At 66.5% G+C, this 22783-nt stretch carries 18 protein-coding genes and 2 pseudogenes; 8 read left to right on the top strand and 12 right to left on the bottom strand.

Annotated features, from left to right (window positions below; all coding sequences use genetic code 11):
* Positions 1-21: 21 nt before the first annotated feature.
* Positions 22-1449 (bottom strand): peptidylprolyl isomerase, encoded by a 1428-nt coding sequence (locus H9K76_RS21060; RefSeq protein ID WP_187597214.1) that lies wholly within the window; start codon positions 1447-1449, stop codon positions 22-24.
* A 99-nt stretch (positions 1450-1548) separates the two neighbouring features.
* Positions 1549-3950: pseudogene (locus H9K76_RS21055) on the bottom strand (LPS-assembly protein LptD).
* 466 nt (positions 3951-4416) lie between these two features.
* On the opposite strand from H9K76_RS21055, the gene H9K76_RS21050 reads away from it, so the two are divergent.
* The 6 genes and pseudogenes from H9K76_RS21050 (at position 4417) to H9K76_RS21025 (ending at position 12209) form a co-directional block, all read left to right on the top strand.
* The gene (locus tag H9K76_RS21050) at positions 4417-5532 is read left to right on the top strand and encodes an aminoglycoside phosphotransferase family protein (RefSeq protein ID WP_187597213.1); all 1116 of its coding nucleotides are present in this window, start codon (positions 4417-4419) and stop codon (positions 5530-5532) included.
* Positions 5533-5545: 13 nt separating this feature from the next.
* Complete coding sequence (locus tag H9K76_RS21045) at positions 5546-6274, top strand: 16S rRNA (uracil(1498)-N(3))-methyltransferase (RefSeq protein WP_187597212.1); 729 nt, start codon at positions 5546-5548, stop codon at positions 6272-6274.
* Entirely contained in the window at positions 6274-7689 is a 1416-nt protein-coding gene (locus tag H9K76_RS21040; RefSeq protein WP_246475183.1) for a hypothetical protein, read from the top strand. The genes H9K76_RS21045 and H9K76_RS21040 overlap by 1 nt, the downstream gene beginning before the upstream one ends.
* Positions 7682-8353, top strand: a pseudogene (locus tag H9K76_RS21035) (hypothetical protein); the annotation flags it as partial. The gene H9K76_RS21040 and the pseudogene H9K76_RS21035, both read left to right, overlap by 8 nt.
* A 251-nt stretch (positions 8354-8604) precedes the next feature.
* Entirely contained in the window at positions 8605-11439 is a 2835-nt protein-coding gene (locus H9K76_RS21030; RefSeq protein WP_187597211.1) for an ATP-binding protein, read from the top strand.
* On the top strand, positions 11436-12209 hold the full coding sequence (locus tag H9K76_RS21025) for an SOS response-associated peptidase (RefSeq protein ID WP_187597210.1): 774 nt from the start codon (positions 11436-11438) through the stop codon (positions 12207-12209). The genes H9K76_RS21030 and H9K76_RS21025 overlap by 4 nt, the downstream gene beginning before the upstream one ends.
* 16 nt (positions 12210-12225) lie before the next feature.
* Here H9K76_RS21025 and H9K76_RS21020 read toward each other — a convergent pair whose 3' ends face one another.
* The 6 genes from H9K76_RS21020 to H9K76_RS20995 form a co-directional block, all read right to left on the bottom strand.
* A complete protein-coding gene (locus tag H9K76_RS21020) occupies positions 12226-12693 on the bottom strand; it encodes a hypothetical protein (protein ID WP_187597209.1) in 468 nt (155 codons plus the stop codon).
* A gap of 157 nt (positions 12694-12850) precedes the next feature.
* Entirely contained in the window at positions 12851-13747 is an 897-nt protein-coding gene (locus tag H9K76_RS21015; RefSeq protein WP_187597208.1) for an alpha/beta hydrolase, read from the bottom strand.
* A 28-nt stretch (positions 13748-13775) separates the two neighbouring features.
* A complete protein-coding gene (locus tag H9K76_RS21010; protein ID WP_187597207.1) occupies positions 13776-15287 on the bottom strand; it encodes a M20 family metallopeptidase in 1512 nt (503 codons plus the stop codon).
* A 181-nt stretch (positions 15288-15468) separates the two neighbouring features.
* Positions 15469-16056 (bottom strand): methionine biosynthesis protein MetW, encoded by a 588-nt coding sequence (gene metW, locus H9K76_RS21005; RefSeq protein WP_187597206.1) that lies wholly within the window; start codon positions 16054-16056, stop codon positions 15469-15471.
* Positions 16053-17183 (bottom strand): homoserine O-succinyltransferase MetX, encoded by a 1131-nt coding sequence (gene metX, locus H9K76_RS21000; protein ID WP_187597205.1) that lies wholly within the window; start codon positions 17181-17183, stop codon positions 16053-16055. The genes metW and metX overlap by 4 nt, the downstream gene beginning before the upstream one ends.
* Positions 17184-17307: 124 nt before the next feature.
* The gene (locus H9K76_RS20995; protein WP_187597204.1) at positions 17308-17889 is read right to left on the bottom strand and encodes a TMEM165/GDT1 family protein; all 582 of its coding nucleotides are present in this window, start codon (positions 17887-17889) and stop codon (positions 17308-17310) included.
* 642 nt (positions 17890-18531) lie between these two features.
* Between H9K76_RS20995 and H9K76_RS20990 the strand changes: the two genes are divergently transcribed.
* Both H9K76_RS20990 and H9K76_RS20985 read left to right on the top strand, forming a co-directional pair.
* Positions 18532-18876 (top strand): RNA recognition motif domain-containing protein, encoded by a 345-nt coding sequence (locus H9K76_RS20990; protein ID WP_187597203.1) that lies wholly within the window; start codon positions 18532-18534, stop codon positions 18874-18876.
* 277 nt (positions 18877-19153) lie between these two features.
* Positions 19154-19621, top strand: coding sequence for an RNA recognition motif domain-containing protein (locus H9K76_RS20985; RefSeq protein ID WP_187597202.1), 468 nt, complete (start codon positions 19154-19156; stop codon positions 19619-19621).
* Between the two features lie 139 nt (positions 19622-19760).
* Here the strand turns inward: H9K76_RS20985 and H9K76_RS20980 are convergent, their stop codons facing one another.
* From H9K76_RS20980 to H9K76_RS20965, 4 genes are read right to left on the bottom strand one after another with little or no spacing between them, the layout of a single operon-like run.
* On the bottom strand, positions 19761-20549 hold the full coding sequence (locus tag H9K76_RS20980) for an SDR family oxidoreductase (protein ID WP_187597201.1): 789 nt from the start codon (positions 20547-20549) through the stop codon (positions 19761-19763).
* 15 nt (positions 20550-20564) lie between these two features.
* Positions 20565-21200, bottom strand: coding sequence for an LPS export ABC transporter periplasmic protein LptC (lptC, locus tag H9K76_RS20975; RefSeq protein ID WP_187600774.1), 636 nt, complete (start codon positions 21198-21200; stop codon positions 20565-20567).
* A gap of 2 nt (positions 21201-21202) precedes the next feature.
* Positions 21203-21775: a KdsC family phosphatase gene (locus H9K76_RS20970; RefSeq protein WP_187597200.1), complete on the bottom strand. Its 573-nt coding sequence runs from the start codon at positions 21773-21775 to the stop codon at positions 21203-21205.
* Positions 21775-22779 carry a KpsF/GutQ family sugar-phosphate isomerase gene (locus tag H9K76_RS20965; protein ID WP_187597199.1) on the bottom strand — a complete coding sequence of 335 codons (1005 nt, stop codon included), beginning with the start codon at positions 22777-22779 and terminating at the stop codon, positions 21775-21777. Before H9K76_RS20965 ends, H9K76_RS20970 begins: the two co-directional genes overlap by 1 nt.
* Between the last annotated feature and the right edge of the window lie 4 nt (positions 22780-22783).

Genomic DNA, 22783 nt, shown 5'->3' with positions numbered 1-22783 from the left:
CTGTTGTCGCGGCCGGAAAAATCATTGTTGCGGTGGTTCGCGGTATTCCACATAGGCCCTGGACCGCGTTTCCTGCTGCCAGTTGGTGTAGGCCTCCTCGAGCTTCTTCTCGCGGACGACATCCCGCACCATCTCGCGTTGCTCGCGCTGCGTCAGCTTGACTTCGCGGCGCTCGAGCAGCTGGATCAGGTGCATGCCGAAACGCGACAGCACCGGGCCGCTGATCTGGCCGGGCTGCAGGGCATTGACCGCCTGCTCGAACTCGGGCACATAGCGCCCTGAGCCCGCCCAGCCGAGGTCGCCGCCCGCCTGGGCACTGCCGTCCTGCGAGTACTCGCGGGCCAGTGCCTCGAAAGTGGCGTTGCCGCTTTCGATACGCCGGCGATAGTCTTCCATGCGCTGTGCGGCCTGCTGTTCCGAGAGGTGCGCGCCGATACGCAGCAGGATGTGGCGCACATGCGACTGCACGGCCACCGAGGGCACGCCCGTGAGGCTGCGGTCCACCACCTTCAGGATGTGGAAGCCGGCTGGCGAGTGGATGGGGCCTACCACGCTGCCCACGGCAGCCTTCTGCGTGGAGGTGACGAAGAGTTCGGGATAGCGGTCGGCGGGGCGCAGCCCCATCAGGCCGCCCTGCGCCGCATCCGCGGCGTCGGAGGATTCACGGGCCGCGGCATAGAAGTCCTTGCCGCCACGGATGTCGTCCACCAGCTGCCGGGCCTTTGCACGCTTGGCCTCGACGGCGTCGCTGCTGGCGCCCTCAGGCACGGCGATGAGGATGTGGCCCAGGTTGATCTCGGCATTGGCGGCAGAGGGCGACGACGCGCCTGCACGGCCCGAGGCACTGCCCTGCTCGCGCAGGAACTGGTCGATATCGAGCTCGGACACCTTCACGCGGGCATCCACCTCGCGCTCGCGCAGGCGCTGCACCAGCATCTGGTTGCGCAGCTCGGAGCGGAACTGCTCCTTGGAGATGCCATCGGAGGCAAGGCGACGGTACATGTCGTCTTCCGCGATCTTGTTCTGCTGCGCCACCGACTTCGCTGCCTGGGAGACGGCATAGTCGTCGACCTTCATGCCCATTTCCTTGGCGTTCTGGATCATGATCTTTTCCATGATCAGGCGCTCGAGCATCTCCTTGGCCAGCACGCTCTCTGGGGGCAGTGCCACGCCCTGGGCCTGCATCTGGGCACGCGCACGCTCCATGCGGATCTGCACGTCATTGTTGGTGACCGGCTCGGAGTTGACCACGGCCACGATGAAATCGGCAGCACGCGTGGCGGGCCTCGCGCCCGGAGCCGGCAGCGTCACGCTGGGCCCCTGTGAAGAAAGGCGCGGCGCCTGCGGCACGCCAGCGGCGCGCAGGCCCTGTGCGACGGCAGCCTGCGGCACGGTGCCCGCGAGCGTTGCGACAGAGACGAGACTCAAGGTCAGTGCACGGATTTTCATGACTTCTTCAAAAATTAAGGGGCGACGCCCCACGGCCGACGCGAAGCTTGCCTGCTGGCATGCATCCGGGATCGCGGCTCATGGTTGTACATCACTTCATCAGTCGTATTGCGTGAATCGGCTGGGCGCTGTCACGTCCTGGCGCAGCATCTGGTAGCGCGGAACGTTGCGCTGCAGGCTCTGCAAGGGGTTGGAGCCCAGCGACAGGCGCGAGAATCCAAGGAACTCCACCTGGAACATCACCCGGGTGTTGGACGATACCAGCGTATTCTGCAGGCGCTCCAGCACCACGCGGCCAACCCAGCAGCACGCCTCGTACTCGAGACCCACCACGGTATCGACGAACTTGTTGTCCTTCAGGCTGTAGTTCAGGCGTCCCACCGTATACCAGCGGCCGCCCTCGCTCGTTGGTCGCTCGCTCTTGTCGCCCCAGAGGGCGTTGAGAGGCCACTGCCAGCCCACGTCAAGCTGCTCGCTGGGCTCGGTGATGAAGTCGGTGACCTTCTGCAGGCGGTAGGCCGCGCTGACGGTACGGTACTTGCCCGGAGAGTAGCGCGCGCCCACAGTGCTGCGCATCGAGCGGCCGGTCTTCTGGTTGTACTGCACCGTGGAATCCAGCGCCCATTCTGGCGTCCAGTTGATGCCGGCGCCAAAGAGCACGTCCGACAGGCGTTCGCTGATCGTACTCACGCCGGGCATGTTCACGCGCTGGTCGGCAAAGCGCAGGCGCTGCGCCACTCCCAGGCGAACGGCCTCGGCGCCGGTGTCGGCATCGAGCAGGCGCGTCGTCACACCGGCGGTCAGCAGGTTGTTGTCCGCGATGCGGTCATTGCCCCGAAGCTGTTTTCCGTGTAGATGGACGCAAAATTGAAGTCGTTGGGCGCCGTATCGTAGATCGGGATCATGCTTTGATCCCGATAGGGCGTGTACGTGTAGAAGGCGCGCGGCTCCAGCGTCTGCAGGAAATTGCGGCCAAAAAATTGCGTTTCGCGCTCGAACACCAGGCCGCTGTCCAGGCTGAACGTGGGCAGCGTGCGCGACGCGGTCGTGCTGCCGTTGCCCAGCGCATAGTCGAACTGGTAGTTCGTGGTGTTCAGCATCACCTTGGGGATCACGAACCCCGCGGGTGCCAGGAACGGGCGGCTGATCTGCGCCGCTGCGAACGACCGCTGGGCATTGGGCTGCCTGGTCAAGCTTCGATCCGCATGGAAGCTGGTGTAGTCCGCATCCACGCTGGCATCGAACCCGCCCGGCAGGTCCTGGGGCGCATAGCGGTAGTGCAGCTGCGGCATGCGGTCGTAGGGCGGCACGATCGGCGCCGACGTATCCTGCAGGGTCTGCCACTTCAGGGTGCGCAACTGCACGGAATGATCGTTCTTGGCCCAGTTCAGCGAGGCGTCGCCCGAGAGCAGGCGCTGCGATAGCTGCGTGTACATGCCGGCCGGGCTGCTGCGCTGGGTGAAATCGCGCCAGTAGTTGTCGTCGCTGACCCGCTTGATGTCGATGTTCAGGCCCAGCCCGCCCACAGGCGAGTCGATCAGCCCGGTATGCTTGAGGCTGTAGGCCCAGCGGTCGCGGTCGCGCAGCTGGTCGCTGGGCATGTAGACGGCCGATGCCGTGCCCTGGTAGCTTGGCTCCAGGTAGCGGAACTCACCCGCCAGGGCCGCGCCACGACGTGACATCAGCATCGGCGTGATGGTGGCGTCGCGGTTGGGAGCGATGTTCCAGTAATACGGCTGCTCGTACTCCATGCCGCTGACCGTGTCGAGGCCGATCGTGGGCGGCAGGAAGCCCGATTTGCGCTTGTCCGACAGCGGGAAGGTGATACGCGGCACCGGCAGGATGGGGACACCCTTGAACTCCAGCACGCCGTTCTCGGCGGTTCCCACGTCTTCGGCACGGTCCAGGGTGATCTTGCGGGCGCGCAGGATCCAGTCCGGGCGCCAGCTGTCCTCGTTGGTGCGCTCGCAGGTCGTGTAGGTGCTGTTGTAGACCACCGAATGGTCGTTGTCGATGAAGTCGACGCGCGAGGCCTCGCCATGGCCGCCGGTTTCAAGAAAACGATAGCGCGCATCGCTGAAGAAACCGGAGAAGGCATCGACCTGCAAATCGAGCAGCGTGCCTTCGTACACATTGCCCGCGCGGTTGATGTGCACATTGCCCTCGGCGGTGGCACGGTCCTCGGGCACGTCGTATTCCATGCGATCGGCACGGATCACCGTGTCGCCGCGTCGCAGCTCGGCATGGCCGTCGATGACCGCCTTGATGTCCGGCTGTCCGGTGACCTGATCGCCCGACACGAAGACCGGCTGCTGCCCGCGCACCTCGGAGGGAAGATTCTCCTGCAGCATGGGCGACGGCTTCAGCGCCGGTGCAGGCAGCGCGGCAACTGCCGGGGCCTGTGCCGATGCGGGTTCCGCAGCTGCCACACCGGCCGGCTCGGAGGCGAGGCTGGAAGCAGGCTTGAGCGACTGCGCCGGCGCCGTCTCGGCCGGAGGCATCTCCTGCACCCGGGAAGCTTGCGGCGGCGACATCGGTTTCTCCGGTGGGGCCAAGGGTGCCGATGGCTCGGGTGGCGCCGCCTGCACGCCGGCAGGCGCGGGAGCAGCGGGTGCTGCCTCGCTGGTGCCGGTATCCACGAAGGCCTCGGTCACGGTCGAGCCGTCCGCCGCCTTCCATTGCATCGAGGACGCGGCCTCGTCGGCCAGCGCCAGGCCGGGGGCCGCGCCACACAGGGTCGCGGCCATCAGGCGCACGAGCAGCCGCTGCTCGAACCGCTGCTGCGCGCCGGTTGCGGGCGCAGCACAGCGCGCCAGCTGGCGGTCGTTTCCAGGGGCTCGTTGTTTGTCAGTGTTCAAGTCGTCGGGCAAGGCAAGTCAGTCCATGGTGTCAGAAGACGGGCATTCGAGGGCGCACGCACCGCTTCGTCGGCATCCGGCGGGCCGGGTTTGTAGAATCGGATTATCCATGAGCCAACCCATCCAACCCATCCAAGCGGGCACTCCAGCCCCCGCCGCAGCCGTTTCCTGGTCGGATCCGGCACGCGAGAAGCTGTTCGATCAATGGCTGGCGTCGCAGGCTCCCACGCACGGGCTGCTCGTCGATTCCGTGAGCACGGCCTCGGCGGATGCCAGCTTTCGCCGCTATCTGCGCGTCAAGAGCGCCAGCGGCGCGAGCTACATCATTATGGACGCTCCTCCGGACAAGGAGGATTGCCGCCCTTTCGTTCACGTGCAGAAGCTGCTGGAAGGTGCCGGCGTTCTCGCACCCCAGGTCCTGGCATGGGACGAGCCGCATGGCTTCATGTTGCTCACTGACTTCGGCGACCAGACCCTGATCGGCCTGCTCGACCCGCACAAGCCCGAAGCGGCCCACGGCTGGTATCTGCAGGCGGTGGATACGCTCATCGACTGGCAGAAGGCCTCGCGTCCCGGCGTGCTGCCCGAATACAACGACGCCCTGCTGCGCCGCGAGCTGAACCTGTTTCCCGACTGGTACCTCGGCCGGCACCGCGAGTTCACCCCGAACGACAAGCAGCAGACCCTGCTGCAGCGCACGTTCGACACCATCATCGCCACCAACCTCGAGGCGCCCGGCGTGTTCGTGCACCGCGACTACATGACGCGCAACATGATGGTCACGCCCGGCGGCAAGCTGGCGGTGCTCGACTTCCAGGACGCCGTCCATGGCCCGGTGACCTACGACATCGCGAGCCTGCTGCGCGATGCGTTCATCAGTTGGGAAGAGGATTTCGTCATCGACATTACTGTCCGTTACTGGGAAAAGGCCCGGCGTGCGGGCATTCTCGGAACGGGCAGCGCCAGCGGCTGGGGCGCCGATTTCGGCGACTTCTACCGCGCCGTGGACTGGATGGGGCTGCAGCGCCACCTGAAGGTGGCGGGCATCTTCGCCCGGCTGACGCTGCGCGACGGAAAGCCGAAATACCTGGCCGACACCCCCCGCTTCATCGCCTACATCCGCCAGACCGCCAGCCGCTACCGCGAACTGACCCCGCTGCTGCGCCTGGTCGACGAGGTGGAAGGCACGCAGCCGGCGTTCGGCTTTGCCTACGGCCGGATGTGACACGGGGAAAAGCATGCCGCGTTTCTACTGTTCACTGCCGCTGGCCACCGGCGCAGACATCACCCTGCCGCCCGCGGCCGCACGCCACGTGCAGGTGCTGCGCCTGCAGCCCGGCGACGGGGTCACCCTCTTCGATGGCCGTGGCGGCGAATATGCGGCCACCGTCACCCGCATGGGTCGCAGCGATGTGGCGGTGCATGTCGATGCGCACGCCCCCCTCGAGCGTGAAGCGCCCGTGGCCGTGCACCTGATCTCCGGCATGCCGGCCAATGAGCGCATGGACTGGCTGGTCGAGAAGGCCACCGAGCTGGGCGCCGCCGGCATCCAGCCGCTTGCCGCCGCACGCAGCGTGATCAAGCTATCGGGCGAGCGTGCCGACAAGCGCAAGGAGCGGTGGCAGGCGATTGCCGTGTCCGCCTGCGAGCAGTGCGGGCGCAACCGGCTGCCCGAGGTGCACTCGCCGCTGTCCCTGGCCGAGTGGCTGAGGAACCCGCCCGCCCAGGCGCTGGCGGGCGACGCGGTGCGCCTGGTGCTGTCGCTGCGCGAAGGCAACCGGCCGCTGCGCGAGCTTGCGGCCGGAGCGCGGAAGGTGTGGATCCTGCATGGCCCCGAGGGCGGCCTCACGCAGGAAGAAGAAGATGCAGCGCTTGCCGCCGGATTTGCGCCCGCCAGCCTGGGCGAGCGCGTGCTGCGCGCCGAGACCGCCGCGATCGCAGCGCTGTCGCAGTTGGTATTTGCTTGATGCGCGCGGTTCCTGAAGGAGCGGGCCTCGCGCCCGCCGAGTTCGATTTGCATTCCCCGGAAGCCACCGGAGCCCAGGTCGCCACCGTGGTCGATTTCTTCCGCGACGCGGATGCGGCCAGCGACTCTCCGCTGCTGTGGAGCCTTACCCACCAGCCCCAGATCACGCATGCGCTCAGCGGCCTGTTCCACGGCAATGCGGCGCTCGTGCAGTTGCGCGTGTGGGTCTTTCTCCAGCTGGCGAGCCAGGGCGACGCGCAACTGCCACGCGAGACCATCGATGAGATGTTCCACGCGCTGCGCCCCGAGGCGCTGGAAACCGTGCTCAAGCGCTTTCGCGACGTGGGCCTGCTGGTGTGGGACGAAAGCCTGCGCATCTACACCCTGCCGCCGATCGCACAGCGCGTGGCGGCCATGCTCGCGCCGCTGGCCAGCGAGACCGTCCCCGACGCGGACGACGACAGCGCGGAACTGGCGGCACTGCTCGGCCAGGTGGTGGGCGCGAACCAGCTGGGCGCCGTCGATGCCGGCCAGGTCAGGCTGCTGCATGCACAGCTTGCGCGGCTGCACGGCGAGTTCGCCGATGCGATCGCCAGCGGCTCGGAGTTCCGCCTGCGCGAGGCGCGCAAGCGCTACGACCGCGCCGCCACGCTGATCGACCGTGCATCGGAGACCATCACCGCCATCATCTCGAACTCGCACGGCCATGTCGTGCTCGAGCGCGCGGCCCGGGGCATGGGCCAGGCACAGTCGAAGCTGCTGGCCATGGCCAGCCAGTTCAATCGCGCACTGCAGCAGATGGACCGCCAGCGCGTGACGCTGGGCACCACGGGCATCACGAGCACCGACGTGAAACGCTGGCTGCAATCGGCGCCGGGGCTGCACAGGCTGATCGACGGTGCGATCGGCTGCACCACGTCGCTGGCCACGCTGGCCCAGCACGAACTGCTGGACGTGGTGGAGGCCGAGTTCGAACGCGACCGCCCCGCCCCGCTGCAGGACGAGGCCCTGCCCGCATCGCAGGAGGCCCCCGAGGGCTCGCTCAAGGCGGTCGCACTGCCCGTGGAACTCACGGATCTCAACACCCTGCTCGCGGGCTGGGTGGGCGACGGCGAGGAAGCGGGTGTGCACGCCGTGGCCGACGCGCTGCTGGGCAGCAACCCCGCCGACACGCGCTATGCGCAGGTGGCGTATCGCGCGCAGCTCATGCCGCTGCTGGGCGACCCGCAGGCCGAAGTGCTTCCGGGAGCCACCGGAGCCTTCGCGCGCCAGCCCTGGCGCGTGCAGTGGCTTGCCACACAGAAACGCATCAGGCACCCGCAAGTCGAATTGCTGAGCCAGGGCACGCTGGTGCCCGTGGGCGCGCTCCCCACGGAGCCCTCCGAGCCCGCAAAGGAAACACATACCCATGGATGACGCCGCATTGTTGATTGCCGAGCTGCTTGCTCGCCGCTGGTTGCCGCGCAGCCACCCACGCGTCAAGCGCGCGCTGGTGGATGCCGAGCTGTTCGCGCAGGTCGAGCAGCGCCTGGCCCAATCGGGCCTGCGCTTCATGGACAGCATCTACGCCGAACATGTCAGCATCGCCCTGCTGCCCGCCGCGCAGAACAGCGTGCTGGGCGAGGCCGGCCTGAACACCAACAACAACATCGACCTGCCGCGCGACGCGCAGGCACTGCTCGTGGTGCTGTGGGCGCTGATCGTGCTGCCCAAGCGCGAACGCCAGACCAGCCGCATGGAAGAGCCGGAGGTCGGCCAGAACGACATGTTCCCCGGCGCGAAGCCCCTGCCCGTGGCGCGGCTGGTGAGCCCGGTGATCTCGTACAAGGCCCTGCTCGAGGACTACGGCCCGCAGCTGGGCAAGAAACTGCGGCTGGATGCCAATCTCAAGCTGCTGGAGCGCCACGGCTTCATCACGCGCAAGCAGGACGAGATCGGCGAGGGCCCGCTGCTCGACGTGCTGCTCGACTACGACGTGCTCGCGCCGCGCATTCTGGACGGCGCGCTCGCCGACGTGCTGGCGCGCGAGAAGGCCCAGCGTGAAAGCGAGGATGCGGCAGCGGCGAACGTTGCAGCCCCCGTGCCCGTGTCCCCCACGCCCGCGGGAGTCGATATGGAAGCGGTGCAGGCGGCCGCGCCAGCCGCCGTGCCTGTTGCATCCCACAGGCCCGTCGCCCTCCCGGCCGATCCCGCGACCGACCAGTCCTATGTGCAGTCGGTGACCGAGCCCCCGGTCGGCCCCGACGTGGAGGAAACCATCGAGGCCGCCATCGACGACTTCGAAGACGAGCGCGCCGCCACGCCGCTCAGCCCCGGGGAGCGCTGACCACCATGTTCCATCTGCAGACTCTGGAGCTCGTTCACTGGGACTACTGCCAGCGCGTATCGCTGCCCCTGGACGCATCCATCATCACCATCGCGGGCCCCAACGGCTCGGGCAAGACCACGCTGCTGGACGCCATGCGCACGCTGCTCGGCCTGCGCTGCTCGTCCCCCCGCGACTACAAGACCTATGCGCGCCATGCGGGCGCGCAGACCGCCTGGCTGCGCGCCGTGGTGGACAACCGGCCCCAGGGCCGCCAGACATCGAGCCGGCCGTTCGCACGTCGCCTGATCTACAGCGACCAGGTCACCCTCGCCTGCCGCATCGACCGCAACGGCGGCGACTGGCAGCGCCGCTACTGCCTGGTCGAGGGCGACGCAAGCATCGAACAGCTGCGCGACACGCCCGAGAAGGACCTGGGCTTCATGGGCGTCGAGAACTGGGGGCGCGTGCTCGCGGGCGCGGGCCTGTCGCCCGCGATTGCACGCGTGCTCTCGCTCGAACAGGGCCAGACCGACCGCCTGTGCGAATTCAGCCCGCGCGAACTGCTGCGCCTGGTATTCGATGTGTTCGGCGACCAGGAGGTGCTGGACGCCTACGAAAAGGCACGCGGCCACCAGCAGGAGCTCGCGCGCGAGATGGCGCAGGCCGAGCACGAACTCGACCACAGCCGCGCCCAGCTCACCGAGCTGGCCAACCGCGTGAACAACTACAAGACCTGGCGCCTGCGCCTGGCCGAACGCGAGCGCCTCGCGACCGAGGTCGTGCCCGTGCTGGCATGGTGGAGCGAACGCGAATCCCTGGTGAAGCAATCCCGCGATCTGCGCCGGCAGAAGACGCAGCATCGCTCTGCACTCACCGAGATCGCCGTGCAGAACAAGCGCCTGCTGCACCTGCTCGAAGAAGGCGCGGGTTCGGAACAGAAGGCCGAGCAGCTGCGGCTGGAACGCGACCAGGCCCGCGCGGCATTCGACGCCGCGCAGCGCCACGAGGCACCGCTCGAGAAGATCGTGCAGCGCGAACAGGAATTGCTGGCGCTGGTCGACAAGGGCAGCAATGCGGATGAGCTGCAGGCGCACATGAAAGAGCTCCAGGCCCGGGAGGCCGAGCTGCTCGATCAGCGCGGCACGCTGCAGCAGCGCCGCAAGGCGGCGCAGGAGGCCCTGGCCGCGCTCGAAGGCCAGACGCTGCCGCCCATGCCGCCCGAGGTGCTGAAGTTCCGCTGCTCGCTGAACAGTGCGGGCATTGCGCACCAGTTCGTGGCCGAGGCCGTCGAGGTGCTCGACGAGAAATGGCGGCACGCGATCGAAGGCGTGCTGCGCGGACACCGTTGGGTGGTGCTGCTCGAACAGGAGAAGGACCTCACCGAGGCCTACGAGCTGGGCGAACGCGAGCGCTATCGCCACTACATCGTCGAGCCCGGCCAGACCGCGCACCGGGGCGATGCCGGCACGCTGCTCGAGCACGTGAAGTTCACGGCCCCCGTGCCGCGCTGGCTCGTGCAGCAGCTGCAGCAGCTGCGCTGCGTGGCCGATCCGCACGAAGGCAAGCGCATGGGCGGCACCTGGATCACGCCCCGGGCCTACATGCATGACGGGCGCGGCGCGCGCTCGATGTGGGTGGAGGCGCACGAGCACCAGTTCGGCGCAGCAGCCGTGCAGGCCCGCCGCGCTGCCGCGCAGAAGGAGCTCGCCCGCATCGACGCCCAGCTCGCGCCGGTGCATGACGAGGTCATGGCGATCAAGCGCCAGATCACCGACACGCGCCGCGCACTCGAGGGCCACAGCGCCGCCGAGGAACTGGCGCGCCGCAGCGACGAATTCGCCGAGGCCCGCGCTGCGCTGCCCGCCGCCAAGCAGGCGCGCATCGCGGCCGGCACGCGCTGGCAGCAACTGGAGGCGGACACCACCCGCGCCCACGATCGCCACCGTGCATTCACCGAGGAGCACAAGCGCCTGGAGGCGCAGCTGCTGCGCGCACGCGGTGACTCCGAACGCGCGGCACAGGACTGGAACGCGCGCCGCAGGCAACAGCAGTCGCAGGTGGCGCAAAGCCAGTCGCAACGCTCGCAGTTCCCCGCGAAATGGATCACGTCCGGCACCATCCGGTCGCTGGTCGACGAATACATGAACGAGGTGCAGGCCAAGCTGCGCCTGCACACGGTGGAGCAGGAACTCGATCAGAGCAGTTGGGAGACCGACGACACCGTCGAGGAACGCCACCGCCGCATGGACATGACCGTGCGCGAACAGGCCGCCAACCTCGACGACCACAAGGTCAAGAATGTGCAGGCCGGCACAGCAGTGCACAACGCACGCGAGAGCTACATCGAAGTGCTGCGCACCACGGTGCGCCGCTACCGCAAGAACATCCAGGAACTGGGCGCGCTCGCCGGAGTGGAAGTCGCAGCCGACCTGCCGCTGCTCGAAAACGAAGACACCGTGCTCGCGCAGGCGGGCCTCAAGGTGAACTTCGCGTTCGACGGCAAGGGCACGATCGGCCTGAACGACGGCGAGGCCTCGGGCGGCCAGCAGGTGATCAAGTCACTGATCCTGCTGGTCGGCCTGCTCAAGGACGAGGAAAGCGGCTCGGGCGGCTTCGTGTTCATCGACGAGCCATTCGCCCACCTCGACGTGCGCAACATCCAGCTCGTGGGGCACTTCCTGCGTTCCACACGCGCGCAATATGTGCTCACCACGCCGATCACGCACAACCTCGAGGTGTTCGAGCCCGCCGAGATCACGCTCGTGACCAGCAAGAAACCCAAGGGCGGGCGCTGGGCGCCACCGATTGCGGTGGCCAAGCGGCGCGGCGTTCCGGAACTGGGAGAATTGCCGGCATGAGCACCCAATTCGAAGCCCTGAAGGATCCCGACCTCTATCCCTCCGCATTCCGCGTGGAGGCGCCCGCCGAGCTCGGGGAGCGGCAGATCACGCCGCGCAAGCCCTCCTTCCTCATCGCCCGCACGCTGGCCGCTGCAACGGATGCCGAACGCGCGGCGGAAGCAGCGCAGGCGGCTGCCGCCCCGGCCGCCGATGAGGAGACAGGGGCCGGGGCCGTACCCCACGCCAAGCCGCGCCTGCTTGCGCCCGCACAGTTCGGGCTGGTGCCGCAATGGGTCAAGTCCGCTTCGGATGGGCGCCTGCGTGCACCGAAGCTCGCGCATGTGAAGTCGGATCTGGCCTCCACGGGAACGGCCTTCCGCGATGCGTGGCTGAACAACCAGCGCTGCATCGTGCCGATGATGGCCTTCATCGTGGACGACCACCGCGGCGGCAAGCCGCTGCCCACGCGCATCGCGCGCGTGGATGGGCTGCCAATGGGCGTTGCGGGCATCTGGGCGCGCTGGCGAGACCCCGAGGATGGCTCCGAGCTGCTGAGCTTTGCCCTCATCACCGTGAACGCCAATGCCCATGCGCTGATGAATCGCTATGCGGCACCGGGCGCGGAAAAGTTCATGCCGGCCATCCTCAATGAAGGTGCCTACGACGCCTGGCTGGGAGCCAGGGCATCGCAGGCCAAGGAGTTCCTGCGTCCCTATCCCGCGCAGAAGCTGCTGGCCAACCCGGTCGAGAAGAAGGGACGCAAGCCCCGTCCCGAGCCCTGGATGTAACCCGGCAAACCACCACTCAGTGCGAGTTCGCGCCAGCCGGCGGGTGCACCAGCACCACGCCCTGTGTCCCGGCACGCACGGGCAGCCCGCCATGCTGCGCGGCATGGCGCTCGGCCTCGTCGAACGTGGGGAACCAGTGGTTGGGATAGCCCGCGTGCGACGCCAGCACGTCGAGCTGTGCAAGCTCCTGCGCGCTCATGGTGGCGACGCAGCCGCGGTACTCCTCCCAGCTCCCGTGCCCGGCCTCGATGGCCAGCATGCGAAGCACATGCTTGCGCTGCACGATGTCACGGCGGCGGTGGAGCTGCGGCAGGCTCACCTCGCGCAGCGCGCCGCACTGGAGGATCCTGCGCAACACGGGCAGCGACATCGCGAGCGAGTCGCTCGTAGCCTGGCGGTGCAGCTTCTTGGCGGCACGCAGCAATGCGGCGAGCGCGCGGCTTTCGGGCGTGGCGGTAGTGGGGGAAACGTGTTCGGTATGCATACCAACTCCTTGTGGATCTGGCCGTTCTCGCTGGGGCCGGGAGGGTATGCAAGGCGCCGAGGACCTCTGTGGTCGGCGGCGCGGCTTGCAGCAACAAAGATGAAAAGGTGCGTGCGCTTTTGCGAGAAGGGCGTCCTTTCCGCCCGAGCCTTCGATTCTATGCGATCACCGGAATCGGTGCCGAGACCTCATGAGGGTGGCGTGCATCCAGCCAGTGGCGCAGCGCGCCAAGCACCGGCTCGGCCAGCGCGGGCGTCTCGTTGAAGAGCTCGTGGTACAGCGTCTCGAACTCGCGTGCCCTCACCACGTTTTTCGGGGCGGCGGCCGCAAAGCCGCGGCTGCCTGCCGGCGACACCAGGTGGTCGTCGCCCGCCCACAGAAGCAGCGTGGGCGTCGACCAGCGCGCGGCCTTCTGCAAGGTTTCGGCGCCAGCATCGGCAATGAAGCGCGCCAACCGTGCAGCCACCTTGCGGTGGCACAGCGGATCGCTTCTGTAGGCCTCGATCACCGATGCATCGTGCGAGAGATATTGCAGTTTCAGGCCGTTGTCCACGCGCAGATTGGGAACGATGCGCGGCAAGGTGCCCAGCAGCATCTTCTGGAAGCCGGAGAGCCCCGGATCGAGCGCAGGCGACGACAGCACCAGCGCGTCGACCTTCGCCCGCTCGCGCGCCACCGCATTTGCCGCCACCAGCCCTCCCAGGCTGTGTCCGAGCAGGATCAGGGGCACGCCGATCTCCGTGCGCGTGATGGTGTCGTTGAGCACCAGGGCCAGGTCGTCGACCAGGCGTGCCTCGTGGTCGAGGCCGCCGCGCGGCCCGTCGGACCGGCCATGGCCGTAGTGGTCATAGCCGCGCACGACGAAGCCCCAGGAGACCAGTTGCCGCGCCAGGGCCTCATAGCGCCCCGAATGCTCGCCCAGGCCATGCACCAGCACCACCACGCCGCGTGGCGGCACCAACGCCGGAGGTGCCCAGTCGCGCACGGCGATGCGCGCACCGCGGCTCTGCAGGAACCAGACCGAGGACGAGGCCACGGAAGATGCTTCGCTCATGTCGTGCCCTGGAGAAGACGGGACGCCATCAGGCGCTGGCCGATGACGAACCTGTTGCCGATGCCACGGGCATGCTCGCGATCACCTGCGCCACGGCCGCTGTCAGCTTCTTGGCGTAGGGTACGTGCAGGAACTCGTTCGGGCCGTGCGCATTGCTCTTGGGACCGAGCACGCCGCAGACCATCATCTGTGCCGTTGGGAATCCCTTGCTGAGCATGTTCATGAGCGGAATCGTTCCTCCCTGGCCGATATAGCCGCAGTCCGCGCCGAAATGCGCGTTGCTGGCCGCGTTCAGCGCACGCTCGAACCAGGGATCGATGCCTGGCGCATTCCAGCCGCTGGCCGCGCCGTCGGGCTTGAAGGTGACCTTGGCCTGGTAAGGCGCGTTGTCCTCGAGCAGCGTCTTGAGCTCGTTCAGGCACGCCGCCGCATCGACGAGCGGCGGCAGGCGCAGGCTCAGCTTGAACGCACTGTAGGGACGCAGCACGTTGCCCGCGTCCTTGAGCGCCGGAAAACCTTCGGCGCCGGTCACGCTCAGCGTGGGCTCCCAGGTACGCCGCAGCAGCGCCTGCAGCGGGTCGGTGGTCGTGGGCAGCGCGAAGGTGGTCGCGCCACCGCAGTCATAGTGCGCCCAGGGGAATCGCTTGTAGAGCTCGTCGCCCAGGATCTGCGCCGTGGCGCGCGCCTGCTGGATGCGATCGCCCGGCACCTCGCAGTGAAAGCTCTGCGGCAGCAGGCGGCCCGTCTTGCTGTCCTCCAGCCGGTCCAGCACCATGCGCATGATGCGGAACGACGACGGCACCAGTCCGGACGAATCGCCCGAGTGCACGCCTTCGGTGAGGATTTCCACCTTCAGCGTGCCGCTGGCCATGCCGCGCAGGCTGGTGGTGAGCCAGAGCTGGTCGTAGTTGCCCGCGCCGGAATCCAGGCAGATCACCAGCCCCACGTCACCGAGGCGGGCCTTGAGCAGATCGACGTAGGGCAGCAGGTCGCCCGAGCCGCTTTCCTCGCAGGTTTCCACGAGGCCCACGATGCGCGGGTGCAGCACCTTCTGGCGCTTGAGCTCCTGCACGGCGGCGATGCTCGCATAGATGGCGTAGCCGTCATCCGCGCCGCCGCGCCCGTAGAGCTTGCCGTCCTCGTACTTCGGAGTCCAGGGCCCCAGGTCGCTGCGCCAGCCTTCGAATTCGGGCTGCTTGTCAAGGTGACCGTACATCAGCACGGTCTGGGCAGAAGCGGCGTTCGAACCGGGCAGGGTGCCGTCCACCTCGAAGAAGATGACGGGCGTGCGTCCCGGCAGGCGCACGACCTCGAGCTTGAGGCCCTCGACCTTCTGCGCCTCGACCCAGGCCGCGGCGTTGCGCACGACGGTATCGATGAAGCCGAGCTGCTCCCAGTCGGGAGCGAAGCCGGGCGACTTGGCGGGAATGGCGATGTAGTCGGTGAGCTGGCGGACAATGTCTGCGTCCCATTGCTCGCTGATGCGGGAAAGCGCCTCTGCGGGTTGCAGCAGATGTTCGGCGGGAGTGCGGGCGTTCATGGCGAAATTCCTTGGACTGAATGTTCATCCATTGGCGCATTGCCCCCACCGCAGGGCGCGGGGGCGGCAATGGCCAAAACGCCATTGTCCCGCAGAGTGGCACATCGCGCCATCTACGCGCCATCACCGTGGACCGCGCGGGCCCGCCGCTGCGCCGATGCCTCGCTGCGTCCCGTCGTCGTTACTGCCTCTCCAGGCAGAACACCGCCGTGCTGGCGAAGAAATTGGGCAGGGTGCGCACCACATTGCCCACCTCGTCGAGCCCGAAGGCGTCCACCACCCCCAGCCGGTTCTTGCGAGCGAGCACCTCGAAGTCCTTGAACGTGCCGACGCGGATGTTGGGCGTGTCATACCACTGGTAAGGCAGGCGGCTCGTCACCGGCATGCGCCCGCGCATGACCGACAGGCGGTTGGGCCAGTGTGCGAAGTTCGGGAACGCGATCACGCCGCTCTTGCCCACGCGCGCGGTCTCGCGCAGCATGGTTTCGGCATTGCGCAGGTGCTGCAGGGTGTTGATCTGAAGGACCACGTCGAAGGTGTCGTCCTCGAAGATGGCCAGGCCTTCGTCGAGATTGAGCTGCACCACGTTCACGCCGCGCTTGACGCAGGCGAGCACGTTGGCATCGTCGATCTCCACGCCATAGCCCGTACAGCCGTTTTCGCGTTGCAGGTAGGACAGCAGTGCGCCGTCGCCGCAGCCCAGGTCGAGCACGCGCGCGCCCTGCGGCACGAGCTTGGCAATGGCTTGCATGGTGGCTTTGTCGGTCATGCGGAGAGCTCCTTGGCGGCGTTGTCGAAGTACGAGGCCATCACGGACAGGTAGCGCGGATCGTCAAGCAGGAAGGCGTCGTGGCCGTGCGGGGCATCGATCTCCGCGTAACTCACGTCGCGCCTGTTGTCGAGCAGGCCCTTGACGATCTCCCGGCTGCGTTGGGGCGAGAAGCGCCAGTCGGTGGTGAAGCTGACCAGCAGGAATTTCGCGCGTGCCCGGGCCAGCGCCAGCGTGAGGTTGCCGCCGTGCGGCCGGGCCGGGTCGAAGTAGTCGAGCGCACGCGTGATCAGCAGGTAGGTGTTGGCGTCGAAGTACTCGCTGAACTTCTCGCCCTGGTGGCGCAGGTAGCTCTCGATCTGGAACTCGATGTCCTGGGTGCTGTACTTGAGATCGATGCCGCCGCGCAGCTCGCGGCCGAACTTCTCGTTCATCACGTCGTCGCTCAGATAGGTGATGTGGCCGATCATTCGCGCGATGCGCAGGCCGCGCTTGGGGATGACGTTATGGGCATAGAAGTCGCCGCCGTGGAAGTCCGGATCGGTGACGATGGCACGGCGGGCCACTTCGTTGAATGCAATGTTCTCCGCAGTGAGATTGGGCGCGCTGGCGACTACCACCGCATGGCGCATGCGGTCGGGATGCTGCAGCGTCCAGGACAGCGCCTGCATGCCGCCAAGGCTTCCGCCCAGCACCACGGACAGCTGCGCGATTCCCAGGCGATCCAGCAGCCGCGCCTGCGCGTTCACCCAGTCCTCGACGGTGACGACGGGAAAGCTCGATCCGTAGACTTCCCCGGTGTCGGGATGGGTGTGCATCGGCCCGGTCGAGCCAAAGCACGAACCCAGGTTGTTCACCCCGATCACGAAGAACTTGTTGGTGTCCACCGGCTTGCCCGGGCCGATCATGTTGTCCCACCAGCCCTCGCTCTTCGGCTGGTCGGCATAGACGCCGGCGACATGGTGCGATGCGTTGAGCGCGTGGCAGACGAGCACCGCGTTGGATCTGTTCGCGTTCAGCGTGCCGTACGTTTCGTAGGCCAGCGTGTAGTCGCGGATCGAGGCACCGCTCGTGAGCGGCAGCGCCTCCTCGAAATGCATGAATTGGGGTGTGGCGATGAAGGACATGAAAAAACCCGGCATCGCTAAAAACGAGGCCGGGTCGATTGCGTGTCGCGTGTCGTCGGACGGGTCTTTAGCTGGATTTATAAAGCGCCCGCAAGCTGAAGCAAATCGGCGCGTGAAGGCCGCATTATGCCAAAAGCTGCTTCACCGGGGTGTAAAGCGCGATCAGGCCCAGCACCAGGAAGATCACGGCGGAGATCACATGCACCGTGCGGATCGGCACCTTCTTGACGATCTTGTCGCCCAGCCACACCACGGGTGCGTTCGCCAGCATCATGCCGAGGGTCGTACCGGCCACCACCCAGGCGTAATAGGCGCTGTACTTGGCCGCGAGCATCACGGTGGCGATCTGCGTCTTGTCGCCCATTTCCGCGAGGAAGAAGGCAACCAGCGTGGTGCCGAAAACGCCCCACTTGGAATGGCCGCCCACTTCGTCCTCGTCGATCTTGTCGGGGATCAGCATCCAGACGGCCATGGCGATGAAGGAAATGCCCAGGATCCAGTGCAGCGCACTTTCACCGAGGTACTGGGTGATCCAGGCGCCCACCGCGCCGGCCAGCGCATGGTTGACGATGGTGGCGACAAAGATGCCCAGCACGATCGGCAGCGGCTTGCGAAAGCGCGCCGCGAGCACGAGCGAGAGAAGTTGGGTCTTGTCCCCCATCTCGGCGAGCGCGACGATGGAGGTGGAGATCAGGAAGGCTTCCATGGCGGGGTGTATCGGCCGGAGACACCAGTACAAAACACATTGACCACGCACCGGCTCCGGCCCAATGGTTGTTGGATCGGTACGTAGTCAATGGTCTCGTCCAGCGTGGTGCGAACTGCGGTTCACCCCTGCCTCATGCACCATAGGCCGTGAGGGCCCAAGTCTGTTGATGCATGCCTTTTTGCGCGGTGGCAAAAACGGACTACTCCCCAAAGACAGGCGCGATTGTAGCGTGGCCCGCGCCGCGATACGCAAAGTCGTACCTGGCCGGAGTTGTCAAAGACGACCAGAGATCGACATATTCCAATACTTCACTAAAAACCTCGATCATCATGACCTTTGGTAGCAAGGGAGTGCCCTTGCTCCAGGGCTTCGACCGCCGCTCTTCTCACGATGTAGAAGCCCATGTGGTCGATTACCCCTAAAAACAGCGCACACTGGGGTAAATCCCCAGCGAAAGTGTTGCACCCGCGCCAACGCTTGCTTTTTTCTTCCAAGTGATGCTTGATAATTGTTTCAGCAATCTGTGTTACAGCGTGCTGTTTGCGGTGATAGTCGATTTCGCATCATTGAAGTCGTTATGGGTTTGTTGGCTGCGTCGGGCTCCATCGCTTTTTTTGAAATTTCTTAGAGCCTCGTTTTATGAGCAACAAACTGTACGTCGGCAACCTGCCTTACACCTTCCGTGACGGCGACCTGGAACAAACTTTCGGCCAGTTCGGCAGCGTCCAAAGCGCCAAGGTCATGATGGAGCGCGACACCGGCCGTTCCAAGGGCTTCGGCTTTGTGGAAATGGGCAGCGAAGCAGAAGCCCAGGCCGCCATCGAAGGCGCCCATGGCCAGAACTTCGGCGGCCGTGACCTGGTGGTGAACATCGCCCGTCCGATGGAGCCCCGCCCACCCCGCAGCGGTGGCTTCGGTGGCGACCGTGGCGGCTTCCGTGGCAATGGTGGCAACGGCGGCGGCTACAACCGCTCCAGCTATTAATTGTCTGGCCCGTGACGGACTGATTACATTTTCGGTCAACTCAGATAATCAAAATCCCACGTGAGGTGCCAGGAGGCCTGGTTTTTAGGATTCCCCCCTCACATGATCTTGCATTTTTTTCGAAGTTGTGGCGCATAATGTTTTGGCTGGGGTATTTTTCACGCCAAAGTTGCGGTGGTCCGTCAAATTTGTGCAGCTTGAGCTTGCACATGTGCGATTAGCCGACTGCGGTTTCGAGTCTCCATCACTTTTTTCTTAGTTCTTGAGGAGTCCCTTGATGGGCAACAAACTGTATGTCGGCAATCTGCCGTACTCGGTGCGCGACAACGATCTGGAACAGGCCTTTGGTCAGTTCGGCGTCGTGACCAGTGCCAAGGTCATGATGGAGCGCGACACGGGTCGTTCCAAAGGCTTTGGTTTCGTGGAAATGGCCAGCGATGCAGAAGCGCAAGCAGCCATCAATGGCATGAACGGCCAGCCCATGGGCGGCCGCAGCATCGTCGTGAACGAAGCACGTCCCATGGAGCCGCGTCCTCCCCGTAGCGGTGGCGGCGGTTTCGGTGGCGGCGGTGGTGGTGGCTACGGCGGCGGTGGCCGCAGTGGTGGCGGCGGCTACGGTGGTGGCGGCGGTGGTCGTGGTGGCGAAGGCGGTTTCCGCAGCCCCTACGGCGCTGGCTCGCGCAACGGTGGCGGCGGTGGCCGCAACGGTGGCGGCGGCTACGGCGGCGGCAACAACGGCTATTGATGATGTTTTTTGCGCTTCGGGCAGCCTGGTTGCCCGGTGCGTGAAATCCGTCACGGAAAAAGCTCCTTCGGGAGCTTTTCTCGTTTCTGGACCACGGCCGGCGGCCGGCATGCCGCGCCGAAACTCCCGGGAGCTTTGCCTACGCGTCGGCGGACGACGCCCGGTGCTTGCGCGGCCGCCCCTGCAGGATGCGGTCGAACAGCGCATTCGGCATGGCACGCAGCAGCTTGGCGACGATGCCCATCTGCCACGGAATCACCCGATAGCTGCACCGCGCCGCAATCACGTCGAAGGCCTTGTCGGCAAACGCCTCCGGGCGCATGAGAAACGGCATGGAATAGCGGTTCTTGCGCGTGAGCGGGGTATCCACATAGCCCGGGCTGATCGTCACCACGGACACGCCGCTTGGCCTCAATTCGCCGCGCAGGCTCTCGCAATAGCTGATCACGGCCGCCTTGCTTGAACAATACGCCCCATGCCCCGGCAAGCCCCGGATGCCCGCGACGCTGGCGATGCCCACCAGGATGCCCGAGCCGCGCTCCCGCATCGGCGTGATGAAGGGCTGGAAGGTCGCGGCAAGGCCGATGTTGTTCACGGCATAGACGCGCGCCATGAGGTCGATGTCCTCGCGCTCCGCGGTGTCCACCCCCAGGCTGACGCCGGCGTTGGCGATCACCACGAACGGCAGCCCCTGGTTGGCAAGGCATGCCTGGGCGGCAGCCACGATGCTATCGGTCTGCCCCACATCCGCGCCATACACCCGGCAGCGTTCGTCGCCAAGACCGTGCGCGTCGGCCCAGGCCTGCATCTCGTCCACACGCCGGGCCACCAGCGCAAGCCGGTAGCCTGCCTGCGCATACCGCAGCGCAAGGGCCTGCCCGATGCCGCTCGATGCTCCCGTGATGAAAACCAATGGCGACAGGGTCATGGTGGAGAGGGGGCCTCAGCCCCGCTTGCGTTGGGCTGCGGCAGGCGACGGGCTCAGCGTGCCCTTGACGTTGCCGCGCATGTTGAGGATCTGGGTCATGTTGTCGAAGTCCATGGCATCGCCAACGAACTTGTCCGCGCCGCGCGAGAGCGTGACGGGCTGATTGGACTTCACCCGCTCCTCGTTGGGCCACACGTGCAGGAACTCGCCGCGGAACTGCATCTGCGGCACCGGCTTGGCGCCGGCCTTGCGGAACTCCTCGCGCGTGACGATCGCATTGCCGAAGAGCTGCACCTCGGAACCGTCGGCATTGGACAGCGCCTTGTTGGCGGTCGCCCGCGTCACGCGGCTTTCCAGGTTGATCGAGCGCATGCGTGCCTGCTCGACCTCCAGCGTCTCGGTGTCCATGAAATGCTTGAGCGTGTCCCCCTTGAGCTCGCTCTGCAGGCGGCCCTTCGCATCAAACGTCTTGATCGAGAAGTCGCGCATGAAATAGTCGGGCTCGTGGGAGACGGCGCGTTGCTGCGGCGGCTCGGCAGGCTTGGGGGCATTGCGCACCAGCCAGTAGGTGCCCAGCGCCAGCAGCCCCATCAGCAGGATGGGAAGGTAGATGGAGAAGATCTCCCAGACACGGCGCGTGCGCTCTTTGATGATCATGCGTATTCAGCCAGAATCTTTGCGTAGTGACCGCTTGCGACCAGCAGCAGGTCGCACAGTTCGCGAGCCGCACCGTGGCCCGCCGCCGCCTGCGTGACGTAGTGTGCGTGGGCCTTCATTTCGATCTGCGCGTTCAGCGGCGCGCACGCAAAGGCCGCGCGGCGCATCACCGGCAGGTCGGGCCAGTCGTCGCCCATGGCGGCGGCCTGGCTCCAGTCCAGTCCCAGTTCGGCCAGGATGGCCTCGGCCGCGGGGCGCTTGTCTTCCGTACCGAAGCGCGCATGCACCACGCCCAGGGCCTTCAGGCGCAGGCGCAATGCGGGCGAGTCGCGCCCCGTCACCACGGCGGGCGTGATGCCCGCGCGCTGCAGCAGCTTGAGGCCATGGCCGTCGAGCGTGTTGAAGCGCTTGATCGTCTCGCCCTGCTCCGAGAAATACAGGCCGCCGTCGGTGAGCACGCCATCCACGTCGAAGAAGACGACGCGCACCGGCTGTGCGCGCAGCAGCAGTTCGGGATCGATCCGCAGCGCGGGTTGCAGCGGTGCGGCTGCGGCTTGGGAGTTGTTCATCAAATGACCTTCGCGCGCATCAGATCGCCAATATGCACCATGCCGAGCAGCTGGTTCTCTTCGTCCGTCACCAGCACGCTCGTGATGGAGTGCTGCTCCATGAGCGCTGCCGCATCGGCCGCAAGCGCACCCGGGCGGATCGTGCGCGGGCGCGTGTGCATGACTTCACCCGCCTTGGCGCCCAGCAGCTCGGCCCCCGACTCGATGCGGCGGCGCAGGTCGCCGTCGGTAAAGATGCCGAGCAGGTGCCCCTCGCCATCCACCACCGTCGAAGCGCCCAGCGACTTGGCGCTCATCTCGCGCATCAGCTCGCTGAACGAGGCACCTGCCTCCACGCGCGGCAGCTCGTCGCCCGAGCGCATGACATCGCGCACCAGCGTGAGCAGCTTGCGCCCGAGCGCGCCACCGGGGTGCGAGCGCGCGAAGTCCTCGGCACGGAAGCCGCGCGCATCGAGCAGCGCCACGGCCAGCGCGTCGCCCAGCGCCATCTGCGCGGTCGTGCTGGTGGTGGGTGCCAGGTTGAGCGGACAGGCCTCGCGCTCGACGCCGCTGTCCAGCACCACGTCGGCGTGACGTGCCAGGGTGGATTCCATGCCTCCCGTCATCGCGATCAGTGGAACGCCCTGGCGCTTGAGCACCGGCAGGAGCACGGTGAGCTCGTTGGCTTCGCCGCTGTTGGAGATGCCCAGCACCAGGTCGACCGGCGTGACCATGCCCAGGTCGCCATGGCTGGCCTCGGCCGGATGCACGAAGAAGGCCGGTGTGCCGGTGGAGGCCAGCGTGGCGGCGATCTTGCGGCCGACATGCCCGCTCTTGCCCATGCCCATGACCACGACACGGCCACGGATGGCAAGGATTTTGGAAACCGCGTTGACGAAAGGTTCTCCCACACGATCGGACAGGGCCACCAGGGCCTGGGCCTCGTCCCGAAGCGTTTCCCGCGCGAGTGTCAGTGCGCGCGCCGGATCGAACGGATGGGTGGGCGTGGATAAAGAGGTAGACATTCGG

Source organism: Diaphorobacter ruginosibacter, from assembly GCF_014395975.1.
Lineage (GTDB): Bacteria > Pseudomonadota > Gammaproteobacteria > Burkholderiales > Burkholderiaceae_C > Diaphorobacter_A > Diaphorobacter_A ruginosibacter.
Note: the sequence above shows the minus strand (reverse complement) of the source record. Positions and strands in the feature narration are given on the sequence as shown.